Genomic DNA, 18,650 nt, shown 5'->3' on the forward strand with positions numbered 1-18,650 from the left:
CTGGTTTAATACAGCCCTTCGTACCGACGCCGTGTAGTGCCGGCCTGCATATAGTCGATCATCGAGATGAAATCGAAAACCGGAAGACCGGTCGCATCCTGCACCGCCTTTGAGTAAGGCGGTAGCATCGAGCATTCGATGAGGATTGAACTCATGTTGGGATGGCGCTCTTGCAGTTCGAGCGCACAATTGACGGTCTCCTGCTCGATCAAATCGCTGTCGAGCACCTCGCCGCCGCCTAAGATCGCATCGGCGAAATGCGGTTGATCCTCCATGCCGCCGATTACGACGTTGATGTCTGACTTGATCCCGGCAAGCTCCAGTACCTGGTTGCCGAGGGACCGCCGTGAGGCCGTGACGCAGCCGATCGGGCGCTTGGGATCGAACATCGCAGACATGAAGGGAATCTGGAGCAGGCTCGACATCAGCACGGGAACTTTCACGGCATCACGCACGTGGCTCTGATACTGGACGAGGAAGCCGCAATCGCTCGAGATCGCCCGGACACCATGCGCCTCCAATTCCTTCGCCGCCTCAATGATCAAGGGCGCACACTCGGGATCGCCAGCGCAGACACGATCGAAGGTCAGGCCCTTCACCACCTTGTAGAGCACCGGATAATCATAGGTACTGGCGTTGCCCACATCTCCCGGGATGAACGGTCCTTGATAGTCCAGCATCAGAATGCCGACCGCATGCCCATAACTGTCCGCTTTACGTACACGATACTTGGCCATGACCGCCCTCCCTGGGACGTGAGTGTTACAGATCCACTATACTGCTATTTCGACCTCTCCCTCGATCTCAACCGGCAGATCGAGTGGCAGAACCGCCATACCCACCGCAGAGCGCGTATGCGCGCCACGCTCAGGCCCGTAGAGTTCAACGATCAAATTGCTGAAGCCGTTGATGACCGGCGTCGTGCTGTTGAAGCCTGGCGCCACATTGACCATGCCCAGCACCCGCAGCCATTGTGTCACGCGATCAAGATCACCGATCTCACGCTTCAGGCTGGCGAGCATCGACAAACCAACCAGCATCGCCGCATGTGCGCCTTGCTCGAGGGTGAGGTCGGAGCCGACCTTCCCCAGCGGTTGCGCCGGTGACCCGTCGGGCGCCTGTGGAGCATGGCCAGCGATATAGGCATGGTTGCCGCGTACGATCACGGTCTTGAAGGGTAACACCATGCCAGGCGGAGCCTTGAACGGCTCCGGCAGATACAACCCCATCTTCGCGATCTTTGCTTCAACTTCAGCCATTAAACTCTCCTCGTGGGTTATTGCTCATGGTCAATATGACCGGTCGATCCGAAACGGTGCAAGGTCGATGCTGGTCGGCTTGTGGCTCACCGCCTCTGCGATCAGCTTGCCCGTAATTGCGCCAGTGGTCAGCCCCATATGGCTATGTCCAAAGGCGTAGAATGCGTTTCTGAAGTGGGGCGAAGCCCCCAGAACTGGGAGCGAGTCCGGCGTCAATGGCCGCTCACCGAACCATTGTGTCATACCCTCAGCGTTGATGCCCGGCAAAATTCGCTTGCCCCAGGACAGAACCATCTCTGACTGACGCCAGTCCGCGGGTGCATCGATGCCCGGAAAGGCCGAGGCGCCTACGATCCGCAATCCCATATCCATCGGCGTAATCGCAATCTTGGCCGCTCCGGCAATGATCAGGTGGCGGATGTCCACACCAGAATTGGGCAGGGTCACGTGGTAACCGCGTTGGCTTTCAAGCGGCACTTTGCTCCCGAGCTTGCGGGCCAACTTGTCCGACCAAGCACCTGCCGCGATGACCACGGCGTCGCAGGGATACCGGCCACCTTTGGTCAGGACGGCGGTCACTCCCTCGGGTCCACGATCGAAATCGACAACTTCATCGAGCACGATCTTGCCACCCTTGCGCTGCACCAATTCGGCCAGCCCGGCGACGATCTTGTAAGGGTTCCTCACATAGTGCCAGTCCGTCTCCAACACCGCAGCCTTGTAATCGCGCGAAATGCTGGGTTCAAGCTGCCGCAACTCGTCGTCGCTGATGACTTCGAAGGGCAGTCCCTTGTCACGGCGGCCTTGCCAGAAGGGCCAATCATGCCGGAGGGCCGCATCATCCTTGTAAATCCACAAGCCGCCCCCCGCCCGCACTAGATCGGTCAACCCAGCCTCTTCGAAGAGGGGCTTCCAGGCTGCGTAGGCCGGTGGCATGAAGGACGTCAGCGCTTCTGTGCATTCCTTCACCCGCTCCGGCCTGCAATTGCGCAGAAACTTCCACAGAAATGGCAGCATCTGTGGCATGTGGGACCAACGTAGCGACACAGGCCCTTCAGGATCGAGATAGTATTTAACATATTTCTTCATCAGGCCGGGCATAGCCAAGGGCAAAACAAAGGTACTGGCGATGCCACCGCCATTTCCAAAGGAGGTTGATCGCCCCGGTTCCACACGATCGATCACAGTGACTTGGTGTCCATCGCGTTGGAGATAGCTGGCACAGCCCATCCCCACCACACCGGCGCCGATCACAACCACGTTCTGACCCAAGAATGCCTCCCGCGATGTGGCTGACGGAAACTACGCCCGCGCCAATAGCATGTCCGCACGCGGACGAGATCACACTCCGCGTTCGTTGACACCGGTCAAATGATGAGCGATGAATCATGAATCGTCAATGGCCGTAAGGTTAGCCCGATGCCGATCGTTACCAATCTCATCGAGCCGGGCATCGTCTGCGTCAGCCTCGACAACCCGGGACGCCGGAATGCACTGGACCACGCCATGTTCCTCCAGCTTGCCGAGTTGTGGCCCGCACTTGCCGCAGATCCGAGCGTGCGCGTCGTGCTGATGCGCGGCCATGGTGAAGATGCTTTCTGCTCCGGTGCAGACTTATCCGCTAATCTCGATCGCCTCGCAGATATTGATGAGTTGCTCGATCGTGCCCTGCTGAAGACGACGCTGTTTTCAAAGCCGCTTGTCGCCTCGATCGTCGGCGCCTGTGTGGCTGGCGGGCTGGAGCTGGCTTTAGCTGCAGATCTCAGGATCGCCGCGGAAGATGCGCGCTTCGGAATGCCGGAAGTTCGATGGGGGATCATGCCCTCCGGGGGCGGCGCGATGAAGCTTGCCCTGCAAATCGGTCAGGCCAAGGCGATGGACCTTCTGCTCACGGGGCGGATGATTTCCGGCCGAGACGCGGACGGGATGGGGCTGGTCAGCGAAATCTGTTCGCGCACAGAGGTCTGGACCACAGCCCTTGAGCGGGCCAGAATGATCTCGCGAAACAGCTGGGCGGCCGTCCAGGCCACGAAAGAGGCGGCTTTGGGGCCAAGGACTCAGGCATATCTCCCTCAGGAAGCCGGCGAACGTGCGCTGGCTGCGAAGGTCCGCGCAAGCGGCCATCCGGAAGAGGGCAAGGCCGCCTTCTTGCAAAAGCGTGCGCCTGTGTTTCTTTAGGATACCCGTATCGACTCATCAGAGGCCCTTTACCATTGACCGCAAACCGCGCCATGACGACCCAGCCTGCCCAGAAACTCACCCGGGCGGAGAAAGGCCAGAAGATCAAGGCCGACCTGTTTCACGCCGCAGCCAAGGTTGTGGGCGAGGTCGGCTACGCCAATGCTCTGGTGTCGTTGATCACCGCGAATGCCAAAGTTGCCCAGGGGACCTTCTATAATCATTTCGACTCCCGCCAGGACTTGTTCGACCAGCTGCTACCCGCTTTGGGGGCAGAGTTGCTCGACTTCATCCGCGCCCAGGCCCATGGCGCACCAGATGCAATTGAGCGAGAGCGGCGCAGCTTCCTCTCGTTCTTCGAGTTCATTAAGCTGAAGCCCGAATTCTATCGGATCCTCTACGAGGCCGAGGTTTTTGCGCCGAGGGCCTTTCAAATGCATATGGACCGGATCGCCGACGCCTATATCCGCACGCTCGAGCGCGGCTTCGGGAACGGCGAAGTTGTCTTCTCAGATCGCCGGCAATTAGAAGCTCTGGCTTTCAGCCTGATGGGCGCTCGGCAATATCTTTGCATGCGTTTCGCGCGGCAGGATGGCCAAACCGTCGATCTGCCGGATTGGGTGACCGAATCATATATGACCCTGGTTACCCAAGGCATCTACAGGCTGAGCGCCGCAGCCCGCTGAGGCTTGTCCTGCGGCGCAGTCGACGAAAAATGTAGTTGATAAGCCTGCATGTCAACATCATGGGTCATCGCCCAATAGTCCACGAAGCGCCATGGCATGACCGAGAATACTCGGCCTCGGGAATTGCGATAATAGGTCGTCATCCCCGGATGACTCCAGATCAGTTGTTCGTGCTCCTCGTCTACCCGGCGCACATAGTCGTCGTGAGCTTCACTGCCGATTTCAATTGAAACGGCACCTCGCTCGATCATGGCCACCATGCAGCCGGTCACGTGGCGGATCTGGCATTCTGCCTGGAAGATCACGCTGCCGCCATGTCCCGGCCCAGAGTTCGGCCCCAGCATGCAGAAGAAATTAGGAAAGCCGGGTACGGTCAATCCGAGGTAAGCGGTCGGATTGTCCGGGCTCCAAACCTCACGCAAGGTCTTTCCACCCGCGCCTGTGATGTTGAGGCGAGCCGCCATCTCGGTGACCTTGAAACCGGTCGAGAGCACGATCACATCGGCTGGCCGCAATGTTCCATCTGTAGTGCGAATGCCGGTTGCCTCTATCTGCTCAATGGCCGTGTCTATAAGGTCGACATTCTCCTTGAGCAGCGTCCGGTACCAACCATTGTCCAAGAGTATGCGCTTGCCATAAGGGGGGTAACTCGGCACGCATTTCGCGATGAGGTCAGGCCTATCGCCCAGCTCGGCACGGATGAAGTCCGTCATCTCCTCACGATGGCGATCGTTGATCCGATTGACGGCACGATCGGGGTGCGCCCAATTCGGGTCCTTGCGCAGCAGCGGCAGAAGACCGTCCCCATAGCGCCAGAACATGTTGAAGCGAAACCATTCCGAGTAGAAGGGAATGGTCTTGAGCAGCAGCTGTATGCCCTCACTGATCGGATCAGAGTAGCCTGCAATCGGCCTCGCCCATTGTGGCGTGCGCTGGTAAACATCCACGGATTCGCAGCTGTCCGCGATGGTCGGCACCAACTGCATGGCCGTCGCTCCCGTGCCGATCACAGCCACTCGCTTGCCAGCGACCGCCACGCCCTCGTTCCAGTAGGTCGAATGCAGCAACTCCCCGGAAAAGCTGTCGGTCCCCTTGATGGGTGCGGGCGAAGGATCATTGAGCTGACCCACTGCACTGACCAAAAAGGTGCTCTCGAACGTGGTCTGCTCATCGCCGCTGACCAGGGTCGATTTCCAGAGATTGCAGCTTTCGTCCCATCGCGCCGCGGTCAGGCGACAATTAAAGCGAATGTTGCGGCGGAGGTCGAAGCGGTCGGCGAGCCCATGCAGATAGGCCTCGATCTCTTCACGAGGGGAGAAATAGCGGCTCCATCGGTGACCTTGCGCGAAGGAAAAGGAATAGGAATGATTGGGTGTATCCACGCCGCAGCCAGGGTAGCGATTCACATGCCACGTGCCACCGAGATCGGCATTCTTTTCCACGATCGTATAGGGAATGCCGAGGCGGCCCAGCTTGATTGCCAAAGCGAGCCCGCAGACTCCTGCTCCCACAATCAGCGCGTGGCGATTGGCCAGTGTCGACGTCGCCGGCTGTTCGCTCCAGTCTATGTCGCGAGAGACGAGCCCCATCTCTTCGCGATTGAGGGCCGCATACTCCGGAGCCACTTTCTCACCAAGACAAATGCTCATCATGGTGTGCATGAGATCTTCACCGGGATCGCGAATTACCGGTTCAGGGATCCCGTCGGCAAAAATCTTTCGGGCTGCCGCCCTGACCTCCTCCTGAATGTCGGGGCCCAGACCAGCCTGGGGATCGGGGATCAGTCGGACATCGCGCTTGGGGTGGTAAGGCGGCTCCAGCCAGCGAGCGTCTCCCGTCATATGGAAGAGCACCATGAGGAGGACGCGAATGTCAGCCTCTGCTAAAGCGCTGTCCAGAGTTTCACAATTCAGCTCGTGAGCGTCAGACATAGGCAACAGGCTCCCTCCGCGGACGAAGCCTATCCACAGCGCGTGGTGCAAGGCTCCTGGTGAATGTCCTAGGCGCCTCTAGTCTTAGACGAACCGTGAATCATCAGTCAAGTTTCTTAGAGGATGGGGTGGGGGCTAGAGCGACGAGCCCAACACGGGTCAGGATTGGACAGAGCCGGTTGGCCACTCCACATGCGCACGGATGGCGCCAGACGTTTCATCGACCCAGCCCGCCCGCTTCGCATAAGCAATCATTCCCGTAGCGGAATCCTGCCATCCGGGGCCCCCCGCCTGAGCGCCGAGTTTGCGCAACGCCTGCTCATTCACCCAGGCATGGCCGGTGTCATCCACCGTTGCTACCCCGGCCAGCACCTTCGACAGATTGCCGGGCGATGTCTGGGGATCGTCAACACGAATCTTGAAGCCTTTAAAGTCGTCGGCGTCGACAAGCTTCACTCGACCTTGGGCTGCCACACTGATGATCATGTCCCTACTCGACCAAAAAATTGCCGTCGACGAAAACAAGGGGGGCCACTTCCTGATGGATGATGGCTTCCATCACCTCTCCCACCAGCAGCGTGTGGGTGCCGAATGGCATCAGCGGTCCCAAACGACAGTGGATTACTGCCTGGGCACCGATGAGATACGGAGAATGTCCACTGTCGAACTGCCACTCACCGACAGTGAACCGCTCCGCTGCCGGCAATTTTGCGAAAGCGTTGCCTATATGAGCCTGATCGCGTCGCAGCAAATTCACTGTGAAGCGGCCGGATTCATGGAGGGGTGCATGGATCGAGGCGTTCTTATTGACGCAGACCACTAATGCTGGCGGCTCCATGGATAGGGAAGTAATGGCAGTCGCGGTCATGCCGAACCAGCGCTCACCTTCAGCTGTGGTCACAATGCCGACGCCACTGGCGAGGCGACGCATTGCTCCGCGAAATCTCTGCCGCAGCTCCTGCCCCGCCATCTCCTCATAAGGCACAGCGGTGGAAATGGGTTGGCTGTGCATCACGAGCTTTTGCCTTCCGACCGTAGGGCATAGGAAAGATGTCTAGCAAGCTCGGCAATGACAGCCTTGGCCGCCGGGATAAAGGTCTCCATCGGCAGAAATCCGTGGATCTGCCCCTGGGCTCGCTTCATCGTCACAGTGACTCCCGCTTCCACAAGTTTTTTGGCGAAGCGCTCAGCTTCATCACGCAGTGGATCGTGACTGGCCGTGAGGACAAATGTGGGCGGAAGTGCTGACAGGTTCTCTGCCCGCATGGGGGAGGCGCGCCAGTCACTCCGATCGACGGGATCGTTCAGATAATGAGTGTGAAACCACTCCTGCAGGGAACGGGTCAGGAAATAGCCTTCGGCAAACTCCTCATGAGAGGGTGTGTCGAAGCTCATGTCGGTCACAGGATAAATCAACATGAGATAGCTGAAGGGCGACCTGCCGGCGCGCGCATTATGGAGAACCGTTGCGATCGATAGGGTGCCGCCGGCGCTGTCGCCGCCAATCGCCACCCGCGAGACATCGAACCTCAATGACGAAGCCTGCTTCAGCAGCCAATCGCTAGCTGCAATTGCATCCTCAACGCCGCCAGGGAACTTGGCCTCCGGAGCCAGTCCATAGTCCACCGAGACGACTGCACACCGGGCCTGGTGGGCAAATTGCCGACAGAGACCGTCATGGCTGTCGAGGTCGCCCAGGACCCAGCCCCCGCCATGGAGGTAGATCAACAAGGGCAGAGGTTCTGTGCCGGATCCCAGGGGACGATAGTGACGCATGGCAACCGGGCCGCGGGGCCCAGGCGCTTCAATATCCTCCACCATCTCCATGGGCTGGGGTTCGGCCGTGGATGCTCTTCGTGCTGCGCCATAGGCATCCCGCGCCTCCTGCGGTGACAGGCTCTCATAGAGAGGCCTGCCAGACGCGGCCATCAGTTCGAGCACGCGCGCGGCTCCCGGATCCAGTGTCATGGCCTGACCTCCGACAGAACTCGCCTCAGCTTTCGACCTTTTCCTTCTTGGCGTGGGGGTCGGCGCGAGGCACCGAAATGGAGCCGCCACGGTCAGAGAAGGTCGACACCTGAGCCACCCCAACGGTCGCATCCTTCTTGCGCCCGAATGCGTCAACCACGGGGATGTCCATCTCCTCAATTTCGGCCATGCGCTTCTTGCGGGCCAAGGCCGCTTCGATATAGGGAGCAAGCTCCTCGCGCTTCTTGGCCTCACGAATGAGATCGCGCGCCTTGAAGTCGGGCATCACTGTATCAGCGAAGAGCTGCAGTGATTCCATAATGTGCTCGTGTTTGTTGTTGCCGCTCTGCTGCACGAAAATGATCTGATCGACACCGATCTTCTCATAGCGCTCCAGGTGGGCCCGCACCTGATCGGGGGTCCCGATCCCGCCATTGCCGGCATTGTCCTTCAGGCCGTCCTTCACCTCGAGGAATTTTTCCCAGACCTGCGAACGGCCCGGCCGGTGCTGCCCATAAAGGCCGTAATATCCCAGCGAATAGCCAAAGAAGCGGAAACCATCGAGACCCCGATCTAAAGCCTCCTGCTCGTCTTCATGAATCGACATCCCACTCACGAGGGCGATGTTCGGATTGACGGTATGGGCGAGCGGCACGCATTCATCGGATTTGATGATATCGTAGTATTCCTGGACCCAATGGGCCGCCTGCTCCGGCTCCACGAAGGCAAAGGCCAGAGCTCCGAGGCCATGCTTCGCGGCGCGATGGATGGATTCCCGGCGAGAGCACGCGACCCACATCGGGGGGTGCGGCCGTTGCACTGGCTTCGGAACGACGTTGCGGGCGGGCATCTCAAAATATTCGCCCTTGTAGCCAGGATAGGGGGTCATCGCCATCATGTTGGCGGCCTGCTCAGTCGCTTCCTGCCACTTCTGAGTCTTGTCGTCGGGCGTCATCCCGAAGCCGCCCATTTCCATCGCAGTGGCGGATTCGCCGGTGCCCCACTCCACGCGGCCGCGTGATACGAGATCCAGGGTGGCAATCCGCTCCGCGGAGCGAGCAGGATGATTGTAGTTCGGGGACATCAGCATCACGCCATGTCCCAGGCGGATGTTCTTCGTCCGCTGCGAGCAAGCAGCCAGAAAGACTTCCGGAGCCGATGAATGCGAGTATTCCTCCAGGAAGTGATGCTCCACCTCCCAGACATAATCATATCCGAGCTTGTCGGCGAGTTCTACCTGATCAAGTGCATCTTGATAGAGCTTTAGTTCTGAACCCTCGGTCCAAGGTTCAGGCAATTGATGCTCGTAGAACATGCCGAACTTCATGAGACAATTCCTCGCTGTGACGTGGGGCTAAGGCCCGTTTCCTCTGTGCGAAGCCTTGGTGGATCTGGGTTCAACCGCCACCGGCTCGACGTTTGTTGCACCCGCGGAGAGACTGCGCGGGTCCGACTTTATCAGTGACGCTAGCTTTGCACTCCTGGAGTGAAAAGCCCCCAACCACGATGAGGATCTTTTCACTTGGCGCAAAGATGTAAGCTCGCGATGTCACCAGGCCGTTTCAAGAATCTCCATCACGTCGGATTCATCCGTCACTGGCCGAGGATTGAACCGGGCCTGACCGCTGGCAATCACCGTCCGTGCGATGGGCTGCAGCTGATCACGGGTCACACCGACATCCCTCAGGCGTCGAGGCAGGCCCAATTCCTCGAGTATCTCGAGCAGAGCATCGGCAGCCGGTTGGCCAGGCCGCTCCAGCGCTTCACTGACGATCTCCTGCCGATCGGCATTCACCTTACTGTTGAAGCGCATCGTCGCCGGCAGCAAGACGCAGGAACAATGTCCATGGGGCACGTTTGCAATCGCTGCCAAGGAATAGCTGATGCCGTGGCTGGCGCCGTGCTGGCCACGGCCCATGCCGCTGGTGGAGAGCCAGACCCCCATCTGAGACTGAAGACGCGCGTCGAGATCCTGGGGATCTTTGCGGGTTCGCCGCAGGGACCGCTGCAACATGCGAAGACCGTGGATGCAGGTCGCATCGGTGAAGGGGTTCGCCGTTGGTGAACAGATGGATTCAACTGAATGATCGACGGCCCGGAAAGCCGTCGAAAGCCACAGCCATTCCGTCGTGTGCACAGCGACACTTGGATCAAGCAGGGTTGCGACGGGAACCAGTTGCGGGGCTACATAGAGGTCCTTTTTGTGGGCGACGTCATCGACGGAGCCGCCTGTAGTTGTATATTCGGCCCCCGACAATGTCGTCGGGATCGCGATCTGCCGCAGTCCCCCGTCGCGAACGCCGGGGTTGAAGATCGCGCCGTCAGCGCCACGTTGAAGATGAAATCGGTTGAAGTCCTCATGGGTTCTGATGTCCTCGGAGAGGCCCACCTGAACCAGCTTGGCGCCGTCGATCGACGAACCGCCACCGAGGGAGATCAACAAGTCGGGATTGGCCTCGCGTGCCAGGCTCAAAGCTTTCAAGAGAGCACTGCGCGGCGAATGCGCCGGCATGTCATCAAAGACACCCTTATAACGCGGGCCTAAAATCTGTTTGACGCGCTCAAGGGCATCGGTCTCACGGCTCAAGGTCTTTGATGAGAGCACAAAGACGCGCTCGGCTCCCAGATTCTTGACCTCACGAGCCAGGGCGACCTCTATCGTTTCGCCGAAGTTCACCCGCTCGAGGGGAAAATACTCGTAAATGCCCTGCATGCTTTCGTTTCCTACCCTTTGATGACGGACCCTCTTTGAGGCGATTGGAGGTCGCTGGGATCCTGTTGCGTCGATCCTTCCATATTACGGATCGGTAAGGGCTTGCGAATGATCGTTCTGCGACTACCATTGTTGCACTTCATGCAAAGAAGGTCTGCATTCTGTGGAAACCCTCAAGAATATCCGGCTCTTCATCAAGGTCGTCCAGGCCGGGAGTTTTTCCGCGGCCGGACGGCTCATCGGTCTGTCGCCCGCCTCCGTCTCCAGACAGATCAATGCCTTGGAGCATGCCCTTGGCGTTCGCCTCATTTATCGGACCAGTCGGAAGCTCACTTTGACCGAAGTCGGGCAGATGTATTTCGAACGCGCATCCGACATCATCAACGAGCTCGACGCGCTGGAGAGCGTGGTCTCAGAGCACCAGACCAAACCCAGGGGCCTGCTGCATGTTCACACCCGAGTGTCCATCGGCACTCGGCTGCTTTCCTCGGCGCTCCCCGCCTTCAACGAGCATTTCCCCGAGATCAAAGTCAAGCTGTGGCTCACCGAAGAATCGCGTGATCTTATCGAACATAAAATTGACGTTGCTATCAGGCTTGGAAACTTGGATGAGCCTTCTCTGGCGGTGCGGAAGCTGTGGGATGCCAGTCAGCGCATTATCTTCGCCAGCCCAACCTATCTCGCTACCCATCCGATAATCGACCGACCGGATGATCTGCTGCAGCATAGCTGCCTCACCTATCTCGACGGACGATTTGACGACGGGTCTGCCATGTGGCGGTTGCGAAACCGTGCAGGAACCAAAGATCTCAGGGTGACTGGTCCGATCCAGGTCAATAATCCTGAGCTGGTAAGAGAATGCGCGCTCGCAAACATGGGACTCGGCCTGCTGCCGAAATGGTGCATCTGGGACGAGCTTCAGTCCGGCCGCTTGGTCCATGTCTTGCCAGATTGGCAAACCAGTCCCACGACGTTCGACCATAACATCTATGCGGTCTATGAACGCTCACGCTATGTGCCACTGAAAGTCCGAACCTTCGTCAATTTCCTGGTTGGCTTCTTCGCCAATCGCAAAGACGGAGCGACCAGCGCCACGGACTTTGAACCATTGTTCGGGATCGATGATCCCGAGGACAGGCGGCACCTCGAAACCGAATGGTCAACGATGTGACCAGGCGCGCCATGAGATCTTTGCATAAATCGCAAAGAAGCTTGTCGACCATTGATATTTTCTTCTCGGCACTTGCCCCTACCATGTGCCGCTGAAAAGCGACCATGGGGACATATCACGGCGAGATTTGCTGTATGACTCATGGCGATAGATAAAAGCGAGGTCGGGATGGGAACACTGGACGCGCGCCGGCAGGCGCTGAAGGAAGAATTCACCGCAGCTCGCGGTTATTGGAGCGATCTCTGGACCGATCTGCTCGATATCGATCCGGATTTCTTTGAAGCATATAAGAACTTTTCCTCATCGCCGTGGAAGCGCAAAGACGGCCTTGAGCCAAAGGTGCGCGAGCTGCTCTACGTCGCCATCGACACGTCGACCACCCATCTCTATGACCCCGGCACGCGGATCCACATGCGCAACGCTCTGCGTTACGGCGCCACGCGTGAAGAGGTGCTTGAAGTCATGGAGATCACGGCCATGCTGGGCGTTCAGTCCTGCACCGTGGGGGTGCCGATCCTTCTGGAAGAGATGAAGAGCACCGGCATGGGCGGCCCACTGCCCGAGGCGCAGCTCAGCGAGCGGCAGGAAGACCTCAAGAAGCGGTTCGTGGAGACGCGCGGTTTCTGGAGCGAACCGATGGACGGAATTCTGCGGCTGTCGCCCGATTATTTCGAGGCCTATCTCGATATCTCGTCGGTGCCGTGGAAGTCCGGCAAGCTCGAACCGAAGGTAAAGGAATTCGTCTATATCGCTGTGGATGCTGCCTGCACCCATCTCCATGAACCTGGATTGCGCATCCATATTCGCAATGCCTTGAAACTGGGCGCAACAGGTCAGGAGATCATGGAGATCTTCGAATTGATCAGCGTGCTCGGCATTCACACCATCACCCAGAGCCTACCGATCCTGACCGACGAAGTCGGCCAGGCGGGAAAATAGCCAGGCTCAGCAAGCCTTTATCACCGAAGAAAGCCGCCAAGCTGAAGCGGCGCTTCTCGTTCAGGAAACTCAAGGGAGGAATATTATGAAAAATGCAGGAAGATCTTTTTGGCGCACCGGCATTCTCGCCGGCGTCGCTGTCGCCGCCTTGGCCGTCGGTTCGGTTTCGGCGCAGGAGACCATCAAGTTCGGCTTCACGGGCGCTCTGACCGGCCCGTTCAATGAATTCGGCGAAGGCATTCGTCGAGGCGCTGATATCGCGATCGAGGAATGGAACAAGAAAGGCGGCATCAACGGCAAGAAGCTCGAGATGGCAGAGCTGCTCGACGATCAGTTGGTCCCCGACCGCGCTGTACAGAACATGCGCCGTATCCTCGACAATGAGGAGGTCGTCGCCCTGATCGCCCCTTCCGGCAGCGGCCCCACCCTTGCCGTTGTGGACATGGTGGTCGCCGACGGCCGTCCCATGTGCAATCCTCAGGCACAGACGCCAGCCATCGTCTATCCTAATGGCGGCGAGACGGAACCGCGCCCCAATGTCTTCTCGGTCTCGATTAGCAACACGGTCGAGGCCAAGAAGCTCGCCGACGTTCTTGCCAAGGAATACAAGAACATCGGGATTCTTCACGAGAGCACGGGCTATGGGGTGACTGGCGCAAAACTCGTCGACGAGGCGATGAAGGCCGCCAATCCGGATCTTACCGTGACGTCCGAATCGTATAATCAGCGCGCCCAAGACATGACCGCTCAGCTGGCCCGCGTCCAACGCGCCGGCGCGGAAGTGCTGCTGGTTGTGGGCCTTGGCGCGGACCTCGCCGTCATCCGCAAAAACATGGCGCGCCTCAATATCGGCATTCCGCTCTATTCGACGGCCGGGGGAATTACACCTCCCTACATGGAGGGAGCCGGGGACCTGGTCATTGGGACCAGGGCTGCAACGATCAAGGTCATGGGGCTCGAGACGCTGCCGCCCGCCACAAAGACCTTTACTGATCTGTACAAGGCGAAGTATGGCGCTGACCGGTGGTGGGGACCCAATCCCGACCGTGCACAGATCTCCATGGCGACCACTGTCGGCACCGGTTACGACTGTCTGAACGTGCTTGCCGATGCGATCCAGCGGGCGGGTTCGACTGAGCCGGAGGCAATCATCAAGGCACTCAACGAAACCAAAGGTTTCGCTGGCGCCAGCATCGCTTCAATCACCTTCACTCCGGAAGAGCATCGCGCGCTGAAGGCAGAAGATCTGGCAGTCTACGAAATCGACAAAAAAGACGGGAAGATCAACCTGTCGATCGTATCGCAGTAACCGGCTCGCTGTGCATCGGCTGAGGTTCGGATCGCCAGAAGCGACGGGACCTCAGCCTTTGATTCTGCATCCGGGGTGGCGGAAGCTCTAACCTTCGCAACAGACGAAGGCAGCTTCCTTGAGGAGGAAATAGTGAGCTTCTTCTTTTCGCTCGTTCTTGCTGGCGTCAGCGTCGGGTCGGTCTATGCCCTCGTCGCGCTGGGGCTGAACGTCACTTTCTGGACGACGAAGACCCTCAATTTCGGCCATGGCTCGGTCATGATGTTCTGCGCCATGATTATGGTCTTCTTTGCGAGCCAGGGCATGGCCATGGCGCTGGCGGTCTTGCTGTCTTTGATCGTCGTCGCGGCGCTCGGCATCTTCATCGAACGCTTCACCGTGCGACCGGCGCTCAAGAGCAACAACAGCATGGGTTGGGTGGTCTCGACGCTCGGCTTCGGCATCGTCTTGCAAGGCATCGCTGCCAAGCTGTTCGGCTCTCAGGCGGTGGCATTTCCATCGATCCTCTTCGGATCTGAAGATTTCATCACCGTCTTCGGCCTCTATGTCTCCCTGCAATATCTCGTGGTGCTGGGCCTCTCGATTCTCCTCATCGTCATCATGGAAGCCTTTCTGCGGCTCACCCGTTGGGGTCATGCGGTGCGCGCCGTGTCGCATGATCCGGAACTCGGCCGTGTCAACGGCATGCCGGTCAATCTCATCGTCGTGGGTTCCTTCGTCCTTTCGGCCCTGCTCGCCGGCGTCGCCGGCCTGCTGGTCTCACAGATCGGAGGCACCGTTGATCCAGCCTTCGGGTTCAACCTCGTTCTGTTCGGGTTCGTCGCAGCCGTAGTCGGTGGCATGGGAAGTTCGGTCGGCGCACTCGTCGGAGGTATTGCCCTCGGAGTTTTGTCGAAGCTCGTGGGCGGTTACTGGACAGCCGCCGCGGAGCAGCCCGTAGCTTTTGCAATTCTTATGCTGATGCTCGCCTTTCGTCCGAACGGGCTGTTCAGTCAGGCCGAGGTCTCCAAGGCATGAACTCCATCCGGACTCTCCTCACTCAACTCGTCACCAATGTTTACCTTTTGGCGGTATTGGTCGTCGCACTCGGCATCAGTGTCCAATGGATGACTTCCGGCACGGTGCACATCCTGAGCTTTGTGCTTATCTCGATCATCTTTGCGCTCAGCATCAATCTGCTGACCGGGCTTGCCGGCCAGATCTCGCTTGGCCATGCTGGGCTCTTTGGCATGGGCGCCTATGTAACCGGAATCCTCGCCAAGACCTATGGGATGAACGTTCCTCTCTCGATCATTGCGGGCGCTGCCGCCGCCGCCCTCGTAGGTTATCTTCTGTCCTTTCCCGCGGGCCGGGTGCGGGACGTCTATCTGGCGATGATGACGTTGGGCTTCGGCATGATCTTCTTCGAGATCGTGCGGGAGTGGAACGACGTCACCGGCGGCACCATGGGGCTCAGCGGTCTGCCCTCGCCCACGCTGCGAACTCTCAAGGTGTTCGGGGTGCGCATCAACGAGGTCTGGTATTTCCGCGCCATCCTCGTGATCACCGTTCTCTGTATATGGGTGATGCGCAACCTAACTCAGAGCAGGACCGGGCGCGCCTTCTTCGCGATTCATCACAGCGAGCTGGCGGCAGGAAGCCTCGGCGTTCCCCGGGCGGCAACAAAACGCCAGGCCTATGCGCTCAGCGGACTTCTCGCAGGCATTGCAGGCGCGCTTTACGCTCACCTCGTGGGCTATCTGGGGCCTGAGAGTTTCGGGCTCAATCGCTCGATCGAGGTTCTGGTAATCTCGATCGTCGGCGGACTGGGCTCCATTGCCGGCCAGGTGCTCAGCGCCGCCTTGTTCACCTTCCTACCGGAAACTTTACAAGTCTTCGCAGAGTATCAATTCATCGTCTACGGCCTCATCCTCACCTTTTCGCTGATCGTGCTGCCACGCGGCATTGCGGGGCTGCTGCTGTTGCCCCCACGATTCATCCAATCCCAGTCGATCAGACGGGTCCGCAAAGGCGTTGACATGGCCTCAATTTCGACCAAGGGCGATGGCTCGGTAGGCCCGCTCGAAGTCCAGGGCGTGACCAAGCAGTTTGGCGGGCTGACCGCCCTTGATGATGTCAGCCTGACATTGATACCTGGCCATATCACGGCGCTGGTCGGTCCCAACGGGTCGGGCAAGAGCACACTTGTGAATGTGATCAGCGGCATCTATCAGCCCACGGAGGGCCGCATCCACTTTGAGGGGCGTGACGTCACAGGGGTTACGGATCACAAGATCGCACAGGCCGGCATCGTACGCACTTTCCAGGACCCGCGCCTCGTACCGCATTTCACGGTACGCGAGAATTTGTTGCTCGGCGCGCATCGGCTGATGAAGCATTCCGGCGTTGCCAGCGCTCTCTCCTTGCCGTCGGCAACCGAGGAGGAGGCCCGCTTTCTCGGCCGGATCGAGGCGATCATGAAGCTGACCGAACTCAGCGACATGGCGGATAGGACCATCGAGACCCTGCCCTATGGCTATCGTCGGCTCGCGGAAGTCGCCCGCGCGTTGGTTGCGGAGCCCCGCGCCATCCTTCTTGACGAGCCCGCCGCCGGGCTTTCGGAGGTAGAGATGGAACATCTCGCACGTATCATCCGACGGATGAAGGAGATGGGACTGACCATCATGCTCATTGACCACCACATGGATTTCCTGGCGGACCTCGTGGACGATGTGGTCGTCCTCGACAGCGGCAAAGTCATCTACCGCGGGACGATCGCCGGCATGCGCGCTGACAAGACGGTCATCAGCGCGTATCTCGGCGAAGAGGAAATGGCGCATGCTTGAACTTCGCAACGTCCAGGTCAGCTATGGCGCAGTGGAGGCCGTCCGCGACGTGTCCATCACCGCGGCTGCAGGCAGCATGACCGCCATCCTCAGGGCCAATGGTGCGGGGAAATCATCTCTGCTGCGCGCCATTTCGGGCGTTGCGCCCTTGCGTGGCGGCACCATCCTCATGAATTCGCAGGATATCTCCAAAGTGCCTGCCGAGAAACGAGCGAAACTCGGCCTTGCACACGCCATGGAAGGGCGCCGCCTCTTCCGCCAGTTGACGGTGGAAGACAATCTGAAACTCGCCTGGTCCTTCGGCAGCCGCAAGACACCGCTTCCCGCCGCAATCGACGACATCTATGGGCGATTTCCGATCCTTGCAGAAAAGGCAAAGGTCCAGGCAGGCTATCTCAGCGGTGGACAACAGCAGATGGTCATCCTGTCCTGCGCAACGATCCGGGACCCCGATTACCTCCTGCTCGACGAGCCCTCCCTGGGATTGGCTCCCATCATCGTCACCCAGATCTATGAATTCATTACCGGCTATGCCAGACGCTCGGGGGCAACGGTGGTCATCGCCGAGCAGATGGCCACACTGGCGCTCAAAGTCTCGGACCGGGGCTATGTGCTCCGCCGCGGCAAGGTGGTCCTGGAGGGCGAAAGCAAGACCTTGCTCGCCGACGGAATCGCCGATTCGCTCTCCGCCACTTATCTCTAACAACGGATATTCCATGGCATTCATCGACTTGTCAGCGGTCCGCACCATCGGTGTGATCGGTGCCGGAACCATAGGCTCATCCTGGACGGCGTGGTTCCTCGCCAAGGGCCTCAGCGTGCGCCTGACGGATCCAGTGGCGAGCGCGCCGGACTCCGTCCGAGGCTATGTGCGGGAGGCGTGGACCGCACTCACCAGGCTTGGGATAACCCGAGAACCTCTGGACGCAGCACTCGCGCGGCTGAGCTTTCACGGCACCGCTGCCGATGCTGCGACGGGCGCCGACTTCATTCAGGAAAATGCGCCGGAGAGGGCTCCGATCAAGCGAGCAGTCCTGGCAGAGATCGATTCCGTGCTACCCGGCGACCGGGTCATTGCATCTTCAACGTCCGGCTTCGGCGTCACTGAAATGCAGGCCGAGATGCGCCATCCTGAGCGTCTCGTCGTCGGCCACCCTTTCAACCCGCCGCACCTCATCCCCCTCGTCGAAGTCGTCGGCGGCGGCGCGACTTCAGAGGAGGCGGTGCAATGGGCCATCAGCTTCTATAACCATATCGGCAAGCGCGCGATTCATGTGCGCAAAGAAGTGCCGGGGCATATTGCCAACCGGCTGCAGGTCGCCCTGTGGCGTGAGGCCCTGCATCTGGTCGCCACTGGCGTCGGCAGCGTCGACGACGTGGATGCTGCCATCGCCCACGGCCCCGGCCTTCGCTGGGCGGCCATGGGCCCACATCTCACCTTTCATCTGGCTGGTGGAAGGGGCGGCATGGCGCATTTCTTCGATCATCTCGGTCCGGCCATCGAGCGCTGGTGGGCCGACCTCGGCACCGTCGAGATCACTCCCGAGCTCCGCGACCAGATGGTTCGGGGCGTAAACGATGAAATCGGCACCCGCAGCTTCGAGGATCTCGTCGCCGAACGCGACGAGAAGCTGCTGGGTGTGCTCGCGGCCGTGACTCCAAAGCTCTGAC

18 protein-coding genes are annotated in these 18,650 nt (G+C 59.3%); 9 read left to right on the top strand and 9 right to left on the bottom strand.

What is annotated here, in order from left to right; genetic code table 11:
* Positions 1-5: 5 nt before the first annotated feature.
* Genes FKM97_RS09625 through FKM97_RS09635 form a run of 3 tightly spaced genes read right to left on the bottom strand, consistent with a single transcriptional unit; the run spans position 6 to position 2,531 of the window.
* Positions 6-737 carry an aspartate/glutamate racemase family protein gene (locus FKM97_RS09625; RefSeq protein WP_144292211.1) on the bottom strand — a complete coding sequence of 244 codons (732 nt, stop codon included), beginning with the start codon at positions 735-737 and terminating at the stop codon, positions 6-8.
* Positions 738-773: 36 nt separating this feature from the next.
* Positions 774-1,259 (bottom strand): RidA family protein, encoded by a 486-nt coding sequence (locus tag FKM97_RS09630; RefSeq protein ID WP_144292212.1) that lies wholly within the window; start codon positions 1,257-1,259, stop codon positions 774-776.
* A 30-nt stretch (positions 1,260-1,289) separates the two neighbouring features.
* On the bottom strand, positions 1,290-2,531 hold the full coding sequence (locus FKM97_RS09635) for an NAD(P)/FAD-dependent oxidoreductase (protein WP_144292213.1): 1,242 nt from the start codon (positions 2,529-2,531) through the stop codon (positions 1,290-1,292).
* Between the two features lie 147 nt (positions 2,532-2,678).
* Here FKM97_RS09635 and FKM97_RS09640 point away from each other — a divergent pair, with 147 nt between their 5' ends.
* Together FKM97_RS09640 and FKM97_RS09645 are read left to right on the top strand one after the other, a co-directional pair.
* Positions 2,679-3,437 carry an enoyl-CoA hydratase/isomerase family protein gene (locus FKM97_RS09640; RefSeq protein WP_144292214.1) on the top strand — a complete coding sequence of 253 codons (759 nt, stop codon included), beginning with the start codon at positions 2,679-2,681 and terminating at the stop codon, positions 3,435-3,437.
* A 35-nt stretch (positions 3,438-3,472) separates the two neighbouring features.
* Positions 3,473-4,123 (top strand): TetR/AcrR family transcriptional regulator, encoded by a 651-nt coding sequence (locus FKM97_RS09645; RefSeq protein WP_205014870.1) that lies wholly within the window; start codon positions 3,473-3,475, stop codon positions 4,121-4,123.
* On the opposite strand, the gene FKM97_RS09650 is transcribed toward FKM97_RS09645, so the two are convergent.
* The 6 genes from FKM97_RS09650 to FKM97_RS09675 all read right to left on the bottom strand — a co-directional run bounded on the left by FKM97_RS09650 (position 4,096) and on the right by FKM97_RS09675 (position 10,735).
* The gene (locus FKM97_RS09650; RefSeq protein WP_144292215.1) at positions 4,096-6,054 is read right to left on the bottom strand and encodes a flavin-containing monooxygenase; all 1,959 of its coding nucleotides are present in this window, start codon (positions 6,052-6,054) and stop codon (positions 4,096-4,098) included. The genes FKM97_RS09645 and FKM97_RS09650 overlap by 28 nt on opposite strands.
* Positions 6,055-6,213: 159 nt before the next feature.
* Positions 6,214-6,540 carry a hypothetical protein gene (locus tag FKM97_RS09655; protein ID WP_144292216.1) on the bottom strand — a complete coding sequence of 109 codons (327 nt, stop codon included), beginning with the start codon at positions 6,538-6,540 and terminating at the stop codon, positions 6,214-6,216.
* A 4-nt stretch (positions 6,541-6,544) separates the two neighbouring features.
* Positions 6,545-7,066 carry a flavin reductase family protein gene (locus FKM97_RS09660; RefSeq protein WP_144292217.1) on the bottom strand — a complete coding sequence of 174 codons (522 nt, stop codon included), beginning with the start codon at positions 7,064-7,066 and terminating at the stop codon, positions 6,545-6,547.
* Positions 7,066-8,022 (bottom strand): alpha/beta hydrolase, encoded by a 957-nt coding sequence (locus FKM97_RS09665; RefSeq protein WP_170240840.1) that lies wholly within the window; start codon positions 8,020-8,022, stop codon positions 7,066-7,068. Before FKM97_RS09665 ends, FKM97_RS09660 begins: the two co-directional genes overlap by 1 nt.
* A gap of 25 nt (positions 8,023-8,047) precedes the next feature.
* Positions 8,048-9,349, bottom strand: coding sequence for an LLM class flavin-dependent oxidoreductase (locus FKM97_RS09670; RefSeq protein WP_144292219.1), 1,302 nt, complete (start codon positions 9,347-9,349; stop codon positions 8,048-8,050).
* Between the two features lie 222 nt (positions 9,350-9,571).
* The gene (locus FKM97_RS09675; protein WP_144292220.1) at positions 9,572-10,735 is read right to left on the bottom strand and encodes an iron-containing alcohol dehydrogenase; all 1,164 of its coding nucleotides are present in this window, start codon (positions 10,733-10,735) and stop codon (positions 9,572-9,574) included.
* A 163-nt stretch (positions 10,736-10,898) separates the two neighbouring features.
* On the opposite strand from FKM97_RS09675, the gene FKM97_RS09680 reads away from it, so the two are divergent.
* The 7 genes from FKM97_RS09680 (at position 10,899) to FKM97_RS09710 (ending at position 18,649) form a co-directional block, all read left to right on the top strand.
* Entirely contained in the window at positions 10,899-11,906 is a 1,008-nt protein-coding gene (locus FKM97_RS09680) for a LysR family transcriptional regulator (protein ID WP_144292221.1), read from the top strand.
* Between the two features lie 168 nt (positions 11,907-12,074).
* Entirely contained in the window at positions 12,075-12,845 is a 771-nt protein-coding gene (locus FKM97_RS09685; protein WP_144292222.1) for a carboxymuconolactone decarboxylase family protein, read from the top strand.
* A gap of 85 nt (positions 12,846-12,930) precedes the next feature.
* On the top strand, positions 12,931-14,154 hold the full coding sequence (locus tag FKM97_RS09690) for an ABC transporter substrate-binding protein (RefSeq protein ID WP_144292223.1): 1,224 nt from the start codon (positions 12,931-12,933) through the stop codon (positions 14,152-14,154).
* A 132-nt stretch (positions 14,155-14,286) separates the two neighbouring features.
* On the top strand, positions 14,287-15,171 hold the full coding sequence (locus FKM97_RS09695; protein ID WP_144292224.1) for a branched-chain amino acid ABC transporter permease: 885 nt from the start codon (positions 14,287-14,289) through the stop codon (positions 15,169-15,171).
* Positions 15,168-16,979 (top strand): branched-chain amino acid ABC transporter ATP-binding protein/permease, encoded by a 1,812-nt coding sequence (locus tag FKM97_RS09700; protein ID WP_144292225.1) that lies wholly within the window; start codon positions 15,168-15,170, stop codon positions 16,977-16,979. The genes FKM97_RS09695 and FKM97_RS09700 overlap by 4 nt, the downstream gene beginning before the upstream one ends.
* The gene (locus FKM97_RS09705) at positions 16,972-17,682 is read left to right on the top strand and encodes an ABC transporter ATP-binding protein (protein ID WP_144292226.1); all 711 of its coding nucleotides are present in this window, start codon (positions 16,972-16,974) and stop codon (positions 17,680-17,682) included. The genes FKM97_RS09700 and FKM97_RS09705 overlap by 8 nt, the downstream gene beginning before the upstream one ends.
* Positions 17,683-17,695: 13 nt before the next feature.
* Positions 17,696-18,649, top strand: a complete 954-nt coding sequence (locus FKM97_RS09710) for a 3-hydroxyacyl-CoA dehydrogenase NAD-binding domain-containing protein (RefSeq protein WP_144292227.1) — start codon at positions 17,696-17,698, stop codon at positions 18,647-18,649.
* The last annotated feature ends 1 nt before the right edge of the window (position 18,650 follow it).

The organism is Rhodoligotrophos appendicifer (assembly GCF_007474605.1).
Lineage (GTDB): Bacteria > Pseudomonadota > Alphaproteobacteria > Rhizobiales > Im1 > Rhodoligotrophos > Rhodoligotrophos appendicifer.